The following is a 17,402-nucleotide window of genomic DNA, read 5'->3' as shown; positions in this document are numbered from 1 at the left end:
AACAATGTACCGGCGTTACAAGGTTACAGTGAACAAATCTCAACCGCTTTAGTTGTCTTGATTATAACCTACTTATCGTTAGTAATAGGCGAATTGGTTCCTAAACGTATCGGAATGGCCATACCGGAGAAATATGCAGTTTTCATCGCAGCACCAATGCGGATTCTCAGCAAGATTGTAAAGCCTTTTGTATGGTTACTGAGCATTTCTACCGACGCAATTGTGCGACTTCTAAATATTAAGGTGAGTATGAATACCGTAACGGAAGAAGAAATAAAAGCAATGGTTGATGAGGGAGTAAACAGCGGCGTGATCGAGAACTTCGAACATGATTTCGTCGATCGGCTCCTTGTTTTGGGAGACAAAAGAGCAGTCAATTTAATGGTGCATCGTTCAAATATCGACTGTATAAATCTAAAAGCCAGCTACGAGGAAAATAAAGCGATAATCCGAAATTCGAAACACTCAGAATTTCCTGTTGTTGACGGAAGCTTCGACCAAGTTAAGGGTGTCATCCATGTTAAAGCGCTCATGCAAAGTTTTATTGATGAAAAACCTATAGATCTTGTAAAATTAACACATCCAATTCCATTTGTAAACGAAAACACGTCGGCATATAATGTACTGAGTGCTTTTCGTAATGCAAAGGCTCAACTTGCAATCGTCATTGATGAATACGGAATACCACAAGGAATTGTGTCTATTAAAGACATTGTGCGTACCCTGTTCGGCGAAATGGATTCTATTGATGATAGAGGGATTTCTTCTTCAATCCGTAAACGCGAAGATGGATCTGTCATCGTTGACGGACGAACGCAACTAGATGATTTCCTAGAATATTTCCAAATTATACTTTCTGAAGAGGATCAAGAAGAAATAGGTAACATAACCACTTTAGGTGGGCTTGTTTTTCTAACTCTCGACCACGTCCCGGAAGAAGGAGAACATATTAATTATAAAGGATATCAACTTGAAGTCATCGACATGGACGGTCGCCGTATCGATAAAGTCTTAGTAACTAAATTAACCGTTCCCCCTCAGATTATCACCGAAAACGAAGACTAGCTTGTAAACTTAGCCATGCGCGTCAATAATTTCAATTAACTGTTCCTTACTCAGGACACCACTTTGTCTCCAAACCTGATGCCCTTCCTTAAACAAGATTAAGGTGGGAACACCTTGAACACGATATTGAGTCGCTAGCGCGTTATTTTTATCAACGTCAATTTTTATGACCGACAAACGATCCTCGTAGTGTTCTTTCACTTCTTTCAAAATTGGACCTAGTACTTGACAAGGTCCACACCATGTCGCCGAAAAATCAATCAGCACAACGGGGTGCTGCGATATAATATCACTGAATTTTGCCATATATAATTAACAATTATCTTAGTCAAATGTTTATAAACGAAATCCTAATATGGTATCGCTAAATCTTCTAAATCTACCATATTGCCTTTGAACATATTAAGGTCGACAGGTCCCTTGATCCCTCGAACGTATCCACGCTCGGAAAACTGCCAGAAATTCCAATGTTTCTTTGGTTTATTCACCCAAAAGTTATAATTCGCAATCCACAGGGTGTAATCCGAAAACTCTTCCTGTAAAAAATCAGTAAAATAACTATCTCCTGAGTATACAATTGGTTTAATTCCATAATGACCTTCTACCGCAACAAGCCACCGTTTCAAACCAACCTTTAACGAATCCATCGACTGACTTTTAGGACGTTCTTCAATATCGATGACAGGAGGCAAGTCTCCCGGACGCAATTCTACAGAGCGAATGAAATTCGAAGCTTGGCGGATGGAGTTTTCATTCGGTCTAAAGTAATGATAGGCTCCTCGCAATTTCGTTCGACTCTGCGCGGCTTTCCAATTTTCAGCAAATCGCCTATCAATGGCCTTCTCTCCCATTGTTGCCCGGATAAATACAAAATCTAATGGTATTTCATCATGAATCGTGTTTACCTCTATCCATTTAATTTGACCTTGATATTGTGAAATATCAATGCCGTATATATAGGAATTATGCGCTCGCATTAACCGTAAGTTACGCTTATCGTGCTCAGTCGAACTGTGAGGATTGGATGCTTCATCCCCAAAAATAAGTTTCTTAAAATTATCAGACAAATCAGTTTTCCAGAATATCAGACTAAGCACGCAGACAATCGAAAACGGTATTAAAATACTCCAAAAAAGAAAATGACTTTGTTTCAACTCTTTCCCCTCTACGGTTTTCTTAGACCGTCGTTTAACTGGTTTTACAATTTTCGTCATATTCGACGTGAAAATAGGAGAATTAATCGAAACTGACAATTCATGTTCAACGTCAAATTCAACGATATTTTCTACTTTTTGAAAGGATTTCACACCTATTCATAAAGAAAGAAAAACAATCTCACTCATTTTCAAAGCATAATGCATCTGTCATAAATTAAGTTTTGTAGATCTGCTGAGAATTTCTACTTTTGTCGCGGAGAGTTGGCAGAGTGGTCGAATGCGGCAGTCTTGAAAACTGTTGACTGTAACAGGTCCGGGGGTTCGAATCCCTCACTCTCCGCATAAAGGATCTTCATTAAGAAGATCCTTTTTTTCTTCTTTCTTCTAAATTTCAAACAAATTCGCTGCAAAAATCCAACATTGTACTATTCGGTATTGCCGTCTTCATTATATAGATAGTACCGACGATGTAGTTCACAAATTTCTTTTTTCACAAGGTATTGTGGTGCTGGGTAATGTACTACGGCCTAATATTTATGCACTTTGAGTAGCACTGACCTTAGATGTTCTGTCGCTCCTTTGGAAAACCTTTAGCCCCTAATGGTGTTTTCTAAAGTGTGTTTGACATTTAGCTTCCAAATACTCGATTTTGTTTTGTTGATTGGTCATCTCCCTTTTCATGTTGTACATGCACCCCAGTAAAAACAGCAATAAAAGAGTTCGGACATTTCGTATTTTTGTAATATCGCGAAGGTTAAATAAAGTCTAAATAAACGTTAGAAATTTAAGACAGTTATGGAATTAAATTGGAAAATAAAAACTATAATAACGCAAATAAACGAAAAAACAACCAAACTGGGCGATTTACGAAAAATTGCAAACGGTATAAAAAAAGACCACGAATTGGCTCTAGAACTTTGGGCAACGGGTCAATTACTACCCCGACAGCTAGCGATCTTGATTATGGACCCCAAGCAACTTTCGCAAATACTCATTGAAGACCTAATTAACGACATCAGGCTGCACAAGGAAGATGAAAAACTTCAATTAATCGATTGGCTGATGGCAAACCAACTTTCCAAAGACAAAAAAACTATTTCACTAATGAAAACATGGGCAGCCAGCCATTCTTCGCTGCAAAGACGAATTTTTTGGTATTATCAAGCTCGACTACGCTGGGTTGGGCAGGTGCCACCACCAGACAGCGAAGAATTACTCGCTAAAATTGAAACACACATCGAAGAAGAAGCGCCAGAAGTACAATGGGCAATGAACTTTACCGCCGCTCAAATCGGAATCTTTGAAGAAAGGTATCGTTCGAGATGCATTGCGCTTGGAGAACGCACAGGATTGTATCGAAATGAAATAGTTGCTAAAAACTGTACCCCTAACTATCTGCCAAAATTTATAGCTACGCAAGTCGCCAAACTAAATAAAAAAAGTATTATTTAAACACCGCTCTCCCACCCCACTCGAACCGAGACCATAAGCGGCAAAACATCATGGCTTAATGAGGCCGTGGCGGGAAGCCATGGATCTTATCGGATAAAGACATTACCGCTGTAATCGTTTACGCCTGTAACCATCTTGAATCGCTAATTTTGTTCATCCTTCACCCTGCTCATTACTTTTTTAAATAATTCTTTTATGTGGTCTATTTCCTGACCATGTATCGTTTTTTTACGTGTCCCAAAATAGAGCGTATTCCTTACTTTTTTGTCGCCTTCCCATATTAATTGAATTTCGCCGCTTTTTATTTCATTATCACATAGGAAATCGGGAATAACAGCCAAACCACTTCCTCCACTCAAACAACGTACAATGGAATTGAGATTCGGAACAATATAGTTTGGCCTAAAATCTGGCTTCTTGCCAAAATTCATACGCCAAAAATGAAATAAGTGCTCCATATCTCCAGTAGTTCCATACCATTTGTGCTGTTTTAACCAAAGCTCAATCTGTGTCCTATTCTTTGTTTTATATATGGTTTTAAATGCTTTGAGGTCTATGTCTTTTCCACCGACCATAACGATGCTCTCTGAAGAAAAAGGCTCATGATTAATATTGGGAGACACTCCTTTTTTCGGCGTGATTATAAGATCAAGAATCCCCTTATCCAGTTGATCAAGCATCTCTGGGTACTCACCAAAACTTATGATTAAATTGAAGGGTAATGTAGATACATATTGCTCCAACGTAATTTGAAAAGTTTCAAAACACATGCCCACACTGATAGTCGGAGTATGTTTCTCAGTAGATCGCTGAAAATTCTTTTCAATCTCTTCGAGTTTTGTCAACGGTTCAGCTAATGCATTAAAAAGCACCTTTCCACGTTCGGTCGGAACCATCTTACGGCCGGTACGGTCAAATAACTTGTAGCCTACATAAGTTTCCAAAGAGCTTAAATGAAGACTAACTCCCGGTTGGGATATAAATAGGGCTTCAGCTGCACCTGTTAATGTTCCTGTTTTATAAATTGCCTTAAAAGTACGATACCATTCTAGGTTAACCATAATATTAAAATTACGATACAAATATCACAAAATATCATTTAAATAATAATACATATAACTTAAATTGATCTATCACGCATAATTATGACAATAAATAGCGTTATAGGCGATAAAATTAGGGAAAAACTATTGTATTATATAAATAATATATAACTATAATATACCTAATTTAAATGATATAATTTGTATCTCTATTTTTGTATCGGAATTTAAAAATAATCAAATATGAAACATGTACTAATTATAAACGCCGGTCAAAAATTCGCGCATTCTGGTGGACGTTATAATCAAACAGTCACAAAAAGCACCCTCGCATTTTTCGCAGGACTTGAGGATGTTGAAGTAACATTGACAAACATCGACGAGGGATATGACAAAGACGAAGAAGTAAAGAAATTCGTCTGGGCAGATTACATCATATACCATACTCCGATGTGGTGGTTCCAGATTCCCAATGGATTTAAAAAATATATTGATGAAGTATTTACAGCTGGTCATAAAAAGGGAATCTATCATAGCGACGGACGTAGTTCCCAAAACCCTGAAATAAACTACGGAACAGGCGGGATGTTACAGGGAAGAAAATACATGGTAACAACTAGCTGGAATGCACCAAAAACGGCATTTACATTGCCAGGTGAGTTTTTTAATGAAACGAGTATTGATAACGGCCCGTTGTTTGGCTTCCATCGGATGAATGCGTTTACCTCGCTTGAAAAAATGGAAAGTTTTCACTTTCATGATGTAGAGAAAAACGCAGACGTTGCAAGAGATATGGATGAATACACCCGTCATCTGGAAACTATTTTTACGCCACAACTAAAAAAATAAAAAGATGAAAATACATTTAACAGCCTTTATTAAAGTTAAAGAGGAATTCCGTGACGAAGTTGCCGTAATATTGCAAGATATGGTATATCAAACAAAAAAGGAAGATGCATGTGAACTATATAATCTGCACCAGAGCCTCGAAGATCAAAATCTATTCATTTTCCACGAAATATGGAAAAACAAAGAAGGTTTAGCGATTCACAATGAGCAACCCTACATCAAGGCATTTGGCGAACTAATCGTAACAAAACTACAAGAGCAACCAACAATTATTCTAACAAAAAAAATATAAAAACTAAATAACACGGAATGCAGAACAGTAGGAATACACTTCTAAAAGTGTCTGCTATTACACATGGTGCATTCGCAACTGGAGAAAATATGTGGGGAGGCCACGATAAAAAAGATTCTATAGACTCTATACATGCTTCATTGGATCATGGTATGACCAATGTTGATACCGTTCCGTTAACAGACTTCAGCTTAAGCAAAGAAGTCATTGAGGAGGCAATTAAAGGTAAAAGCCGAAGCAATATTCCGTTGTTAACCAAATTCGGTTTAGTTGGGGACAAAGGGTGAGTTTGTCTTCGATGCCGAAGAAAGCGAAAAGAGAATCCCTGTTTACAAATATGCAGCTAAACCAATTATTATTAAAGATGTGGAAGCCAGACCTGACAGGTCAACATCTATCGGCAAAACATGGAAGCAATGGAATTACTGGTACAACTAGGCAAAATTCGTGCGGCGGGAATAAGCAATTACAGCATAGATCAACTAAAAGCTGCTTCCAACTATAAAATTAGCAAGCAACCAGGGTTTCCTACAGTATGTTAAATAGCGAGATTAACGGTGATTTACTGCCTTATGCACTAGAAAACGAATTGGGAATCATTGTATACAGTCCAATGGAACTTGGTTTGTTGACGGGAAAAATACTTCCAGGGAAGCCAGCTAAAAGACAATGAACACCGAAACGAATATTTTTATCAATTTAACCTCGAAAAAGTAAAACTCTTTCTGCACGTCCTTGAACTAATAGCAGATAGCAACGGCGGTACTCTTTCACAACTAGCTTTGAACTGAACCATGCTTCAACCGGGAATCAGTATTGTTTTAGCAGGATGCGCATATGTGAAGCAAGCAATTGCTAACGGACAGGCACTTGATTTCAAGCTAAAAGAAGAAGAATTGCAGAATATAAACAATGAATTTTTAAAGCTATGAATAACCAGTAAATTTCAATAATTGAATGGCTAGTCATATTAGCAGCACATTCCAGCGCTTATCGCCCGAAGAGTAAATAGCAAAAATTATTGAATTTCATGTTCTACAAATTTACATCGTTGTTCAATATTTCCCTTAGGGACTTCTATTACTTCATAACCATAATCTTGATAAGTTTGCTTCATTTTACCGAAAGTGAAAATCGCTTCCGACCATGTTTGTCTTCTTTCATTATCGGTTTCGTATATTTCTCGCCAAGGCGGGAGTATAAATACTTTGTTATTGTAGCGAAAAGTTTTTAATATATTACTTAACGCCTCGGGAATTGGTATAGCCTCCATAGTCATATAGCAAACAGTGTCCAATATTCCGCGATCAAAAAATATTGCTTCGGATATGGGTTCGCCCGCTATATTTCTATAGTCCCGCATAGATAAATCCAGCATTAATTCGGCATAATGTGCTTTATTCTTCCAAGGAAGGCACTCGCCTTTGATTCGCATCTGCTCTTTAATTATTTTTCGGGCCGCTTCAGGAACAACCTGAAAGCCCTTGGACTCCAACGCGTTGATCAACGATGTCTTTCCAACACCTGGCCCACCAGTAATTACGAATAAGTTATTTCCGGTCATAGTCAATTATTATTATACAAAAAAAATACGGGTACGTGAATCTCAGCCCCACTTTATGAAGGAATGCTAATCGGTAAAGTCTATTCGTTGAGATTTACTATACCAACCAGGATCAATTGTTCCCAACAACTGTTAAACGTATTTTATTCGCAATGTGATTTTGAAATCGATTTACATTTATGTAGTGACCTTAAAGGTCGTACCATAAAACATTTGCAAATAAAAAAAATCGAGAGGTTAGTGTACCCAGAGACCGACTTTCCTATCTCTTGCTTCTCTCTGTAGTTTTAAAAAATATTCTGTGTAGCGTACGTTTGGAGGGAAGGTCGCTACAATTGCATAACCACTTCGAAGCAGGACTGCATTCAAGAAAGTACCGTCTTCCAAATACACATAAGCTAAGTCACGTTGATATCTATCTATGGTTTGCACATCATATTCAAGTCGAACAAATTTATCTTCGGTCAGCCGACGAACAAACTCTTTGGCTTCTTCGGCGTAGTATCCTCGTTTCTTGTATTGTGAATTACGTGTTTCGGGAGCGTCGACTCCTATTAATCGAACTTTAAATCGCCTTGAACTATTTTGCACCCAAAAAGTGTCACCATCGATAATTTTCACAACCTTATATAAACTATCGGCCTTGACGTACATTTTTTCTTGTACGCTGTTAAGCGATAGATAAGAAAGCTCCCCCTTCGAACATCTCGCACCTAGGTCTGCATTAAATAAAATCACTAATACAATTATAGTTAGAAACGATCGTTTGTTAAAATTCATATGCTTCGTGAATATTTAGACGAAATAAAGTGTTCTAAACGCTTTGGTTCAGGGATACGGGTACAAAGATAATTTTCGCCTTCAATTTTTTGTCATTTATTTTAATTCGAACGCAGATTATATCGATTCCAGATCAACCGTAGTCTTGTAAGGAATGGCAAACCATAAAAAAACGCACTAAATAGTTAATTTCTGTTAATGATGATTGTTTGTCAGCGCGTCGGCATACAATTTGCAAATAGATGAACATTCATAAATTAGGTTAATATTGGTTAGTTAGAAAATCCTGAAGTTCCCCGCTTCAGGATTTTTCGTTCTGGCTACTTACAATTACCCACCGAACTGTCCTATTTTCTGCAAAAACAAACTCCCTATAAAATATGAGGAACACCCCGAACGAACCATTAGTATAGGATAGGGTTGCTAAATCGTTAAATTATGTTAACAATTTTGTTGACCTATGAGTTGGGCACACCGTTTGCACATTTTCTGGTAATTCATAATTTAGGTTAATAATTGGTTAGTAGTAATAATCCTGGAGCTCCCCGCTTCAGGATTATTCATTTTTAAGAGACGCGCGAAAAATATTCACCGAGATCATATTGTCATTTACCGAGAAAACCTGTCAATTAATCTAAATCCTATTCGGCACTTAGGTACATTGATCTACATTTGAAATACCAAATAAAGAAAAACAAAAAATTAAAATATTTAATAACATTAAAAACCCTAAGAGTCATGAAAAAATCAATCGCGACAATCGCAGCAGCAATTATAATGATCACCTCATTCAGTGCATTCGCAGACAACAAAGGAAATCCGCTAATCGCTTTCAAATCCGCCGAAATTATCGATACATATATTGAGGTTGCAACCTTAGGAAGTGTAGAGATGAACAAGTTCCTATTTGCAGATGATTTCCAATATCAGAATGTAGCCAATAGCGGTACCTTTAACAAAAAAGAATACACTAAATTTTTAGAGAAAAACAAAGGCTTGCAATACGACTGTGAGGCGAGCTATGAAATACTTGACGAAAATGCGCAAGCATGTCTTGCGAAAACAACGATGAAATTTAAAAATTTCACTCGTATTGACTACCTCACGTTAAACCAAACCGAAGAAGGTTGGAAAGTGAGCAAAATTGTTACTTCTTATCAAGAGTAATCGGTCACAAACCGACGGAAATCAAAAAATTGTTTGTTTAGTTTAATTAAGTTAGGTGAAGTCTGTAGCAATATAGGCTTCATTTTTATTTTAACCTTTTTTGTAAAAATCCTCCAACCGAGTAAGATTAAAAATAACGTCCAGCAGCCGGCAAAAAACTAAATATCTGAATGTCCCCAACATTTACTCAACTACAGAATCTTGGCGGTTTGAAGTTATCGCAACTTCAAAAACATTAGATCAAACTATTCACCGAGATCATATCGTCATTTACCGAGAAAACCTGTCAGTTAATCTAATTCCTATTCAGCGTTTAAGACCTTCGTCCTACCTTTGAAATATCAAATAAGGATAAAAAGGAACTAGAATATTTAACAAGATTAAAAACCTTAAGAGCCATGAAAAAATCAATCGCGACAATCGCAGCAGCAATTATTATGATCACCTCATTCAGTGCCTTCGCAATCGACAAACCTAATCCAGCGAAGAACTTTACATCGTCCAAAATTATAGCATCCTATGTCGAGGTAACCACTGTAGGTACTGTTGATTTGAATAATTTTCTTTTCGCCGATGATTTCAAGTATCAAAATGTAGCCAACGGGCATACATTTAACAAAAAAGAGTACGCTAAATTTCTAGATAAAAATAAAGGTTTGCAATACAACTGCGAAACCAGCTATCAAATACTTGACGAAAATGGCAAAGCTTGTTTTGCAAAAACAACGATGAAGTTCAAAAATTTTACTAGGGTAGATTACCTCACCTTAAACCACACGGGTGACGGCTGGAAGATAAGTGAGGTAGTTACTTCCTACGGGGAATAACAATCTCTTCCACCTAAAACTCGAAAATATTGTTTGTTTAGTTTAGTTTAGTTAGTAGGAGCCTGCATCGATGCAGGCTTCCTTATTTGCGAATTATTTAAACTTTTCTAAAACAATAGAACAAACCATGCGTTATCGTATTATTATTCATAGAGTTTAGGTTTAAAATGTGGTTTAGTTTGGTCCCGAGGGTTCCGTTCCCTCGGGATTTTTTCTACATCAAAATTGAATCGCTATTTTTCTACCCGTTTCAATATTATTGCGGAGGCACCACCTCCACCATTACAAATTGCGGCCAGACCATAAGTAGCTCTCTCCTGTTGTAATATACTAGACAATGTTACTAGAATCCGTGCTCCAGAACAGCCTAGAGGGTGACCGAGCGATACGGCCCCACCATATACGTTAATCTTTTCCCTAGGGATATTTAAAATTTGTGCATTCACTAAAGGGACGACAGAAAAAGCTTCATTAAACTCAAAATAGTCAATATCGGACAGCTGCAGTCCTGCTTTCTCAAGAACTTTCTCTGTCGCTACACTAGGACTCGTAGTAAACCATTCCGGTGCCTGTTCCACATCCGCATAAGCAACAATTTCCGCCAAAGGACTTAGTTCCATAGCTTGCACACGATCTTCACTCATTAAAAGTAATGCAGCGGCACCATCACTAAGAGTAGAGGCATTTCCTGCTGTTACCGATCCGTCAAGCGAGAATGCAGCTCTCAATCCTCTAAGCTTATCAAAATCGACTTGTAAATATTCTTCGTCCCGATCGACAAGAATTTCATCTTGGCGATTTTTTAAACGTATAGGTGTTACTTCGGCAGAGAATTTACCCTGCGCCCAAGCTCTTTGCGCTAATTGATAGGATGAAATTGCATAGTCGTCTTGCGCGGTCCTATCAATTTCATAGCGTTGGGCACATAGATCTCCAAAATTGCCCATCGCCTGACGGTTATACACATCAACAAGGCCATCATACTGTAACCCGTCCACGAGTGATTGATCTCCATATTTTGCTCCCCACCGCAGCGCAGGTACATAAAAGGGAACTTGACTCATGGATTCCATTCCCCCAGCAATAGCTGTATGTACATCACCAAGTAGAATAGACTGGCATGCGAATGCGACGGCTTTCATTCCACTAGCACATACTTTATTAATGGTAGTGGCCGGCACGTGATCTGGCAAGCCTGCAAAACGCGCGGCCTGGCGCGCGGGGGCCTGACCGACCCCTGCTTGTAACGCGCAACCCATTAATACCTCTTGAATCTCTGTTGACGGTATAGACGCCCCATCTAAAAGCCCCGATATTGCATGGCTCCCCAACTGAGTGGCCGATAGCGATGATAGGCCTCCCCCAAATCTACCGATAGCCGTTCTTTTTGCTGCGACAATAAATATTCGCTTTACCATATCTTAGAAATTGAGTTTATAACATTTTCTACTTTGTGCCACAGTAATGGTCAGCACAAAATATTACGCCGAGGACTTAACCTAGCGCCTCTGTAAAGATACACAATTGGCAATAATTGCTCTAAACGAACCGCAATTGCCAAATTAATCCTGTATCCTGTTCCTCTGCTATAGAAGGTGCGAAACATAAAAATTAACACTTAAAATAATCATATAATCAACGAATTATATTAAATTCGTTTCTATACCGCAACACATTTATTGGTCGTTGGGCACATAGTAAAACTACAAAAAAGGTACACATGCATGCAACACAGCTTACAGAAGAGCATCAGGTATTTCGGGAAACTTTACGAGCGTTTATTCGAAAAGAAGTTTTACCAAATATAAACACCTGGGAGGAGCAAGAGCAGATCAACAGAGACATCTGGAAGAAAATGGGTGCCATGGGTTTTATGGGGATTAATTATCCACCGGAATATGGAGGGGCAGATTTAGATTTCTATTATTCGATGATCTTCTGCGAAGAGATTTCTAAATGCTTCTCTGGCGGATTCAGTATAGCGGCGCTTGTTATTCAATATATGTCTGCACCCTATCTCTTAAAACACGCCTCTGAGCCAATAAAACAAAAGTATTTGACACCTGTCCTTTCCGGAGACATGGTGAGTGCAGTTGCAATTACAGAACCTGGTGCAGGGTCAGACATTCAAAACATGAAAACTTACGCCGAGCGCTGTGGAGATCACTTTATAGTGAACGGGTCAAAAACCTTTATCACCAACGGATATTATGGTGATTTTTTTATCACTGCAGTAAAGACGGACAAACAGAAAGGTAGTCGAGGAATAACGCTTCTGTTGATCGATAAAAATGCCAAGGGGATACGGGCGAACAAGATTCGAAAAATGGGTTGGTATGCCTCGGACACGGCAGAACTTGCATTCGATCAGGTCAAGGTGCCTATCGAAAACTTGATTGGACTAGAGGGTGAAGGGTTTAAATATTTAATGGGTGGCCTGCAACTTGAGCGATTAACTACCGCGATTTATTCGCTGAGCATGGCGGATTCTGCATTGCAATATACGCTTGACTACATTCAGCAGCGAGAGGCGTTCGGTCACAGATTACAGGATTTTCAAGTCGTTCGCCATCGTATCGCGCAGATGGTTGCAGACATAGAGGTATGTAGAGCATACAACCGCTACTGCTGCGATCTACAACAACAAGGGACGTATGCGGTCAAAGAGTGTTCGATCGCTAAATTACAAGCCAGTGAACTCGCTATTAAAATTGCACATCAGTGTTTACAGTTGTTTGGTGGGTATGGGTTTACGGAAGATTATAAAATCGCACGATTATATAGAGACGTACGTGTAGGAACGATCATCGCCGGCACTTCGGAAATCATGCTGGAAATTATTGCCAAAATGGAAATTGATCGAATTGAATACGACTCCAAAATCAACGCACAAAATAAGGGTAAAATCGAGTCACCATCTTAATCAATCCCCTGAGGAACAGAAATTATTGAACAACTAAATTCAAAGTCATGCACAATCGCGCTACTCAATATTTTGACATTCAGCAAATAGCCCCCAATATCTACTGGATAAAACCTCGTACAATCGCCCCACTATCCATAGATCGACTTTTCGATAAATTAAAACAATTTATGGAGCTCACAACTGAATTAATAACAAACAGAGAGACGCAGGGAATTGTGTATAGCCCACCGATAGAAGATGTTGATTATACGGAATTATACGAAGTTGCTGAAGATAATAGCGATTTCTATAGCAAGCTCTCCGAGTTGGTACTATCCTCGACGATCTTTCAAAGTGCAAAAAAACCAATAATCGGATTCTTGGATAAGTCTTGTCAAAATACGGTGCTGTCAATTATGCTATGGGCGACTTATAGAATTGCTTTCGAAGATATCGAGATCGGATTCGCAGAACCGAATTACGGAATATTTCCAGGATTTGGCGGAACCATCGTTACCGCTCGACTACTTGGTCCTGAAATAGCTATACCGCTGCTAACGCAGGGTGTTAAATATTCCGCTCAGGAGGGTTATCAACACGGAATCATCAATCAGTTAATACCCAGAAGCCAAGACCCTGTAATAACTATTGTCGACTGTATCGAAAACTATGCTGAAATCAGTAAAGAACAAATAGCGCTACGCGGCCAACGGTCGCTAGAAATTGACGAAGACCAGCTTGAGCAAGCGAGTGCGTTTATAAGCAAGCGCACAAATATGTTAAACCTAGGCATAAACGCTTGCATCAACGTTGTAAAGCGGAGTCTTGGCCTACCAATTAAAGATGCTTTATTACTAGAGGCTGAACTCTTCAGTAAAGCATGGACCACCCCCCAGGCACTATCTATGCTACGAAGCCGCTATATAGGTATAAATCAAGCGGTGACGCTGCATAAGCCAAAAACGCCTTTGACTATCAACAAAATTGGTGTAATTGGTGCAGGTATGATGGGAGCCGGCATTGCCTTTCAAGCTGCTAAATCGGGAATCACCGCTATTCTTTGCGATATCAACTTAAATGCTGCGCAGGAAGGTAAACAATACGCACATAAAATTACAAACAAGCAAGTTCAACTCAACCAGATAACCCTCCAACAACAGAAGGAAATCCTAGAACGTATATATCCAACTGCTAGTTACGATCAACTAGACGGCTCGGAGCTAATTATCGAAGCGATATTTGAAGACAAAAATTTAAAAGCTGAAATCACAAACGAAAATGAAGGCTACTTAAACCCTGCTGGCATCTTTGCGACCAATACTACTTCAATACCAATATCTATTCTCTCCAAGGCAATGCAACGCCCGGAATGTTACTTGGGTATGCACTTCTTCTCTCCAGTTGACAAAATGCAACTAGTGGAAATTATCAGGGGAGAAGACACGAATGAAGAAACGATAATTAAAGCTGTACAAATTGCCTATCAGTTGAACAAAATACCAATAGTAGTAAATGATGGGCCTGCATTCTTCACCTCAAGAATCTTCTTTAACTATATTTTAGAGGCGATTACAATGCTTCTCGAAGGTATCCCAGGCATGCAGATAGAAAAGGCATCCCGTGAAGCAGGATTCGCTGTCGGACCTCTAGCCGTACTTGACGAAATCTCTCTAGATCTTATGATGCATGTCTATAATCAAATGCCAGCAATACACTCCTCTCAACGGCGTTGTTATAGCTACCTAGAGAAACTAACAAGCCTTGGTAGAAATGGTAAAAAAAGCGGAAGTGGTTTATACGATTACGACGCTACGACCAGCGCAAAAACGATCTGGATAGATCCTGATCTCCCCTCATCTAACAACACATATCCGAACGATCAAGTTAAAAATAGGCTGCTAAATGTCATGGCACTTGATAGCTTCCGCTGTCTAAATGAAGGCATCTTAACCAAAGCAATCGACGGAGATATTGGTTCTATACTGGGAGTTGGATACCCCCCTCAGACGGGAGGCGTATTTAGCTATATCGATCAAATAGGAATACAAAGGTTTGTAGCGCAGTGTAATGCTTTTCAAAATTCAGGAGACCAATGGAATATTCCCTCCGTATTATCGGATCTTGCATCAAAGAACTTCACTTTTTATAATAAGTTTATTCCGAACGTCCCGTTCGACCGATCAAATTAATAATTTGCTCAACCTTCCGTTTGCATCAAATCAACAAGCGCATGCACATCAAGCTTTATGAATTCTTCATAGGATTCGGTTGCATTCCAGATCTGAGTCTGTTGTTCATCTGAAAAAATCCTTGAAAGATTTAACCGATATTTATCAAGCAACAAAGGTATTCCTTCACTACGTCGCCGTGGGTGCCCGATCGGAAATTCAACTATTACTTCATGTAGACGAGTACCATCATTTAATGTTACCGTAAGTGCATTTGCAATCGCACGTTTAGCTGGATCATGGTAATCTTTTGTAAAACACGGATCTTCTTCACATTTTATTTTGTCCCGCAGTCGATCAATTCGTGGGTCCGCAGCAATATCATTTTCATAATCTGCCGCAGTCAGCCTACCAAAAATCAGCGGAATTGCAACCATATACTGGATACAATGATCTCTATCCGCAGGATTGTGCAAAGGACCTTTCTTGTCAATGATTCGAATCGCCGCCTCGTGCGTGCGTATAGAAATGCTTTTAATATCCTCAAAATTTCGTCCCATTTGCGCCAGCTGTCGATATAGTGTCATAGCCGCTTCCACAGCCGTCTGTGCATGAAACTCCGCTGGAAAAGAGATTTTAAACAAAATATTTTCCATTACATAGGATCCATAAGAACGTTGAAACACAAACGGCCGACCGTCAAACAATACGTCATAAAAACCCCAAGTCGGCGTACTTAATACCAACGGATAGCCCATTTCCCCTGTCTTTGCGATCAGAGCCAAACGAACACCCCGTGAGGTAGCGTCACCTGCCGCCCACGATTTTCGACTTCCAGTGTTTGGCGCGTGCCGATAAGTCCGCAACGCTTGTCCGTCAACAAACGCAAGTGATACCGCATTGATTAATTGTTCTCTAGTTAATCCTAACAACTTTCCCGTGACAGCGGTTGAGGCAACTTTGACTAAGATAACATGGTCCAGTCCAACTTTATTAAAAGAATTTTCTAAAGCAAGAACCCCTTGTATTTCATGAGCTAAAACCATGGCTTGTAAAAGCTGCCCACATTTTATAGATGATAAGCCTGCGGAAACGTTACTCCGGCTCAACCAATCGGCGGTGGCTAATATGCCTCCTAAGTTATCTGATGGATGTCCCCATTCTGCCGCAAGCCACGTGTCATTGAAATCTAACCATCGAATTATTGTTCCGATGTTGAACGCCGCTTGGATAGGATCGAGCTGAAAAGAAGTGCCCGGTACACGAGAACCGTTGGGTACAACAGTGCCGGGCACTACTGGTCCGAGCAGCTTTGTGCAAGCAGGATAAGTAAGCGCTTCAAAACCACAGCCTATTGTATCTAAGAAACAATAATATGCTGTATGTAACGCAAGTTCACTTTCTATTTTATAATTCTGTACGTAATCTACAATATCCACTAATACCTGATCAGGAGATGTTCTTTCGTTAGAAATTTGAGTTGTCATATAATAATGTGTATTCGTCGATCCTTTTTATATCGTTAATAGCGGCCGTGAAGAGGAATGAATGCTCTGTTCTCTGGACCGACATAGTTCGCACTTGGTCTTATAATCTTTCCATCCTCACGTTGTTCAAATACATGAGCCGACCATCCTGTAATTCTTGCTAACACAAATAAAGGTGTAAACATTGCTGTCGGAATTCCCATCAGGTGATAAGAAACTGCTGAGTACCAGTCTAAATTTGGGAACATGCGTTTTTCTTCCCACATAACCTTTTCAAGTCGCTCAGCAATGGAGTAAAGTGTCATATCTCCAGCTTCTTCGGAGAGTTCCCTAGCGACCTCTTTTATCACTTGATTTCTTGGATCTGAAATAGTATATACAGGATGTCCAAAACCGATTACCACCTCCTTACTCGCTAACCGCTTCCGAATGTCTGCTTCTGCTTCTTCCGCATTGGAATAGCGACTTTGGATCTCAAAGGCCACTTCATTAGCCCCACCATGCTTCGGTCCACGGAGAGCCCCAATAGCACCCGAAATGCACGAATACATATCAGAACCAGTTCCTGCAATAACCCGGGCAGTAAATGTTGAGGCATTAAACTCGTGTTCGGCATACAAATTCAGCGAAACTTCCATCGCTCTTT

20 protein-coding genes and 1 tRNA gene are annotated in these 17,402 nt (G+C 39.4%); 13 read left to right on the top strand and 8 right to left on the bottom strand.

From position 1 onward, the window contains the following. Positions 1 to 1,065 (top strand): hemolysin family protein (locus HP439_RS11225; RefSeq protein WP_172390429.1); only part of this gene is annotated, 1,065 nt, incomplete at its 5' end. Between the two features lie 9 nt (positions 1,066 to 1,074). Here the strand turns inward: HP439_RS11225 and trxA are convergent. Then, complete coding sequence (gene trxA / locus HP439_RS11220) at positions 1,075 to 1,371, bottom strand: thioredoxin (RefSeq protein ID WP_172390428.1); 297 nt, start codon at positions 1,369 to 1,371, stop codon at positions 1,075 to 1,077. A 44-nt stretch (positions 1,372 to 1,415) separates the two neighbouring features. Beyond that, positions 1,416 to 2,279 carry a GH25 family lysozyme gene (locus HP439_RS11215; protein ID WP_172390427.1) on the bottom strand — a complete coding sequence of 288 codons (864 nt, stop codon included), beginning with the start codon at positions 2,277 to 2,279 and terminating at the stop codon, positions 1,416 to 1,418. 198 nt (positions 2,280 to 2,477) lie between these two features. On the opposite strand from HP439_RS11215, the gene HP439_RS11210 reads away from it, so the two are divergent. Together HP439_RS11210 and HP439_RS11205 are read left to right on the top strand one after the other, a co-directional pair. After that, positions 2,478 to 2,562: transfer RNA gene (locus HP439_RS11210), tRNA-Ser, on the top strand. Positions 2,563 to 3,017: 455 nt separating this feature from the next. Next, positions 3,018 to 3,674: a DNA alkylation repair protein gene (locus HP439_RS11205; RefSeq protein ID WP_172390426.1), complete on the top strand. Its 657-nt coding sequence runs from the start codon at positions 3,018 to 3,020 to the stop codon at positions 3,672 to 3,674. 143 nt (positions 3,675 to 3,817) lie between these two features. On the opposite strand, the gene HP439_RS11200 is transcribed toward HP439_RS11205, so the two are convergent. Then, on the bottom strand, positions 3,818 to 4,735 hold the full coding sequence (locus tag HP439_RS11200; protein ID WP_172390425.1) for a LysR family transcriptional regulator: 918 nt from the start codon (positions 4,733 to 4,735) through the stop codon (positions 3,818 to 3,820). Between the two features lie 225 nt (positions 4,736 to 4,960). Here HP439_RS11200 and HP439_RS11195 point away from each other — a divergent pair, with 225 nt between their 5' ends. From HP439_RS11195 to HP439_RS19410, 6 genes are all read left to right on the top strand, one after another. Continuing rightward, positions 4,961 to 5,566, top strand: coding sequence for an NAD(P)H-dependent oxidoreductase (locus tag HP439_RS11195; protein WP_172390424.1), 606 nt, complete (start codon positions 4,961 to 4,963; stop codon positions 5,564 to 5,566). 4 nt (positions 5,567 to 5,570) lie between these two features. Then, entirely contained in the window at positions 5,571 to 5,858 is a 288-nt protein-coding gene (locus tag HP439_RS11190; RefSeq protein ID WP_172390423.1) for a putative quinol monooxygenase, read from the top strand. A 17-nt stretch (positions 5,859 to 5,875) separates the two neighbouring features. Beyond that, entirely contained in the window at positions 5,876 to 6,145 is a 270-nt protein-coding gene (locus HP439_RS19425) for an aldo-keto reductase family protein (protein WP_216657828.1), read from the top strand. Positions 6,146 to 6,265: 120 nt separating this feature from the next. Beyond that, positions 6,266 to 6,400, top strand: coding sequence for an aldo/keto reductase (locus tag HP439_RS19610; protein WP_343043538.1), 135 nt, complete (start codon positions 6,266 to 6,268; stop codon positions 6,398 to 6,400). Then, positions 6,394 to 6,531, top strand: coding sequence for a hypothetical protein (locus tag HP439_RS19765; RefSeq protein ID WP_216657826.1), 138 nt, complete (start codon positions 6,394 to 6,396; stop codon positions 6,529 to 6,531). Before HP439_RS19610 ends, HP439_RS19765 begins: the two co-directional genes overlap by 7 nt. Before the next feature lie 121 nt (positions 6,532 to 6,652). Further along, positions 6,653 to 6,790 (top strand): hypothetical protein, encoded by a 138-nt coding sequence (locus HP439_RS19410; RefSeq protein ID WP_216657825.1) that lies wholly within the window; start codon positions 6,653 to 6,655, stop codon positions 6,788 to 6,790. A gap of 86 nt (positions 6,791 to 6,876) precedes the next feature. Here the strand turns inward: HP439_RS19410 and HP439_RS11180 are convergent, their stop codons facing one another. Continuing rightward, on the bottom strand, positions 6,877 to 7,422 hold the full coding sequence (locus HP439_RS11180; protein ID WP_172390422.1) for an AAA family ATPase: 546 nt from the start codon (positions 7,420 to 7,422) through the stop codon (positions 6,877 to 6,879). Positions 7,423 to 7,659: 237 nt separating this feature from the next. Further along, on the bottom strand, positions 7,660 to 8,202 hold the full coding sequence (locus HP439_RS11175) for a thermonuclease family protein (protein WP_216657824.1): 543 nt from the start codon (positions 8,200 to 8,202) through the stop codon (positions 7,660 to 7,662). Between the two features lie 738 nt (positions 8,203 to 8,940). Between HP439_RS11175 and HP439_RS11170 the strand changes: the two genes are divergently transcribed. Next, positions 8,941 to 9,369, top strand: a complete 429-nt coding sequence (locus tag HP439_RS11170; RefSeq protein ID WP_172390421.1) for a nuclear transport factor 2 family protein — start codon at positions 8,941 to 8,943, stop codon at positions 9,367 to 9,369. A gap of 398 nt (positions 9,370 to 9,767) precedes the next feature. Next, a complete protein-coding gene (locus HP439_RS11165) occupies positions 9,768 to 10,196 on the top strand; it encodes a nuclear transport factor 2 family protein (protein WP_172390420.1) in 429 nt (142 codons plus the stop codon). Positions 10,197 to 10,429: 233 nt separating this feature from the next. Here the strand turns inward: HP439_RS11165 and HP439_RS11160 are convergent, their stop codons facing one another. Further along, positions 10,430 to 11,614, bottom strand: a complete 1,185-nt coding sequence (locus tag HP439_RS11160; RefSeq protein WP_172390419.1) for a thiolase family protein — start codon at positions 11,612 to 11,614, stop codon at positions 10,430 to 10,432. 302 nt (positions 11,615 to 11,916) lie between these two features. On the opposite strand from HP439_RS11160, the gene HP439_RS11155 reads away from it, so the two are divergent. Both HP439_RS11155 and HP439_RS11150 read left to right on the top strand, forming a co-directional pair. After that, complete coding sequence (locus HP439_RS11155; RefSeq protein ID WP_172390418.1) at positions 11,917 to 13,119, top strand: acyl-CoA dehydrogenase family protein; 1,203 nt, start codon at positions 11,917 to 11,919, stop codon at positions 13,117 to 13,119. A 47-nt stretch (positions 13,120 to 13,166) separates the two neighbouring features. Then, a complete protein-coding gene (locus tag HP439_RS11150) occupies positions 13,167 to 15,290 on the top strand; it encodes a 3-hydroxyacyl-CoA dehydrogenase NAD-binding domain-containing protein (protein ID WP_172390417.1) in 2,124 nt (707 codons plus the stop codon). Positions 15,291 to 15,298: 8 nt separating this feature from the next. Here the strand turns inward: HP439_RS11150 and HP439_RS11145 are convergent, their stop codons facing one another. Beyond that, positions 15,299 to 16,756 (bottom strand): bifunctional 2-methylcitrate dehydratase/aconitate hydratase, encoded by a 1,458-nt coding sequence (locus tag HP439_RS11145; RefSeq protein ID WP_172390416.1) that lies wholly within the window; start codon positions 16,754 to 16,756, stop codon positions 15,299 to 15,301. A gap of 35 nt (positions 16,757 to 16,791) precedes the next feature. After that, on the bottom strand, positions 16,792 to 17,402 hold a 611-nt coding region (locus HP439_RS11140; protein WP_281358189.1), incomplete at its 5' end, for a citrate/2-methylcitrate synthase.

Source organism: Sphingobacterium shayense, assembly GCF_013179575.1.
Classification (GTDB): Bacteria; Bacteroidota; Bacteroidia; order Sphingobacteriales; family Sphingobacteriaceae; genus Sphingobacterium; species Sphingobacterium shayense.
The sequence above is the reverse complement of the archived record's forward strand: the minus strand, read 5'-3'. Positions and strand labels throughout refer to the sequence as shown.

Excerpts from the sequence above, each read along its gene's own strand:
- HP439_RS11205 (WP_172390426.1), top strand. The coding sequence starts at position 3,018 with ATGGAATTAAATTGGAAAATAAAAACTATAATAACGCAAATAAACGAA.
- HP439_RS11190 (WP_172390423.1), top strand. The coding sequence starts at position 5,571 with ATGAAAATACATTTAACAGCCTTTATTAAAGTTAAAGAGGAATTCCGT.
- trxA (WP_172390428.1), bottom strand. The coding sequence starts at position 1,371 with ATGGCAAAATTCAGTGATATTATATCGCAGCACCCCGTTGTGCTGATT.
- HP439_RS11165 (WP_172390420.1), top strand. The coding sequence starts at position 9,768 with ATGAAAAAATCAATCGCGACAATCGCAGCAGCAATTATTATGATCACC.
- HP439_RS19410 (WP_216657825.1), top strand. The coding sequence starts at position 6,653 with ATGCTTCAACCGGGAATCAGTATTGTTTTAGCAGGATGCGCATATGTG.
- HP439_RS11155 (WP_172390418.1), top strand. The coding sequence starts at position 11,917 with ATGCATGCAACACAGCTTACAGAAGAGCATCAGGTATTTCGGGAAACT.
- HP439_RS11195 (WP_172390424.1), top strand. The coding sequence starts at position 4,961 with ATGAAACATGTACTAATTATAAACGCCGGTCAAAAATTCGCGCATTCT.
- HP439_RS11150 (WP_172390417.1), top strand. The coding sequence starts at position 13,167 with ATGCACAATCGCGCTACTCAATATTTTGACATTCAGCAAATAGCCCCC.
- HP439_RS11145 (WP_172390416.1), bottom strand. The coding sequence starts at position 16,756 with ATGACAACTCAAATTTCTAACGAAAGAACATCTCCTGATCAGGTATTA.
- HP439_RS11200 (WP_172390425.1), bottom strand. The coding sequence starts at position 4,735 with ATGGTTAACCTAGAATGGTATCGTACTTTTAAGGCAATTTATAAAACA.
- HP439_RS11175 (WP_216657824.1), bottom strand. The coding sequence starts at position 8,202 with ATGAATTTTAACAAACGATCGTTTCTAACTATAATTGTATTAGTGATT.
- HP439_RS11215 (WP_172390427.1), bottom strand. The coding sequence starts at position 2,279 with ATGACGAAAATTGTAAAACCAGTTAAACGACGGTCTAAGAAAACCGTA.
- HP439_RS19765 (WP_216657826.1), top strand. The coding sequence starts at position 6,394 with ATGTTAAATAGCGAGATTAACGGTGATTTACTGCCTTATGCACTAGAA.
- HP439_RS11170 (WP_172390421.1), top strand. The coding sequence starts at position 8,941 with ATGAAAAAATCAATCGCGACAATCGCAGCAGCAATTATAATGATCACC.
- HP439_RS11180 (WP_172390422.1), bottom strand. The coding sequence starts at position 7,422 with ATGACCGGAAATAACTTATTCGTAATTACTGGTGGGCCAGGTGTTGGA.
- HP439_RS19425 (WP_216657828.1), top strand. The coding sequence starts at position 5,876 with ATGCAGAACAGTAGGAATACACTTCTAAAAGTGTCTGCTATTACACAT.
- HP439_RS19610 (WP_343043538.1), top strand. The coding sequence starts at position 6,266 with ATGGAAGCAATGGAATTACTGGTACAACTAGGCAAAATTCGTGCGGCG.
- HP439_RS11160 (WP_172390419.1), bottom strand. The coding sequence starts at position 11,614 with ATGGTAAAGCGAATATTTATTGTCGCAGCAAAAAGAACGGCTATCGGT.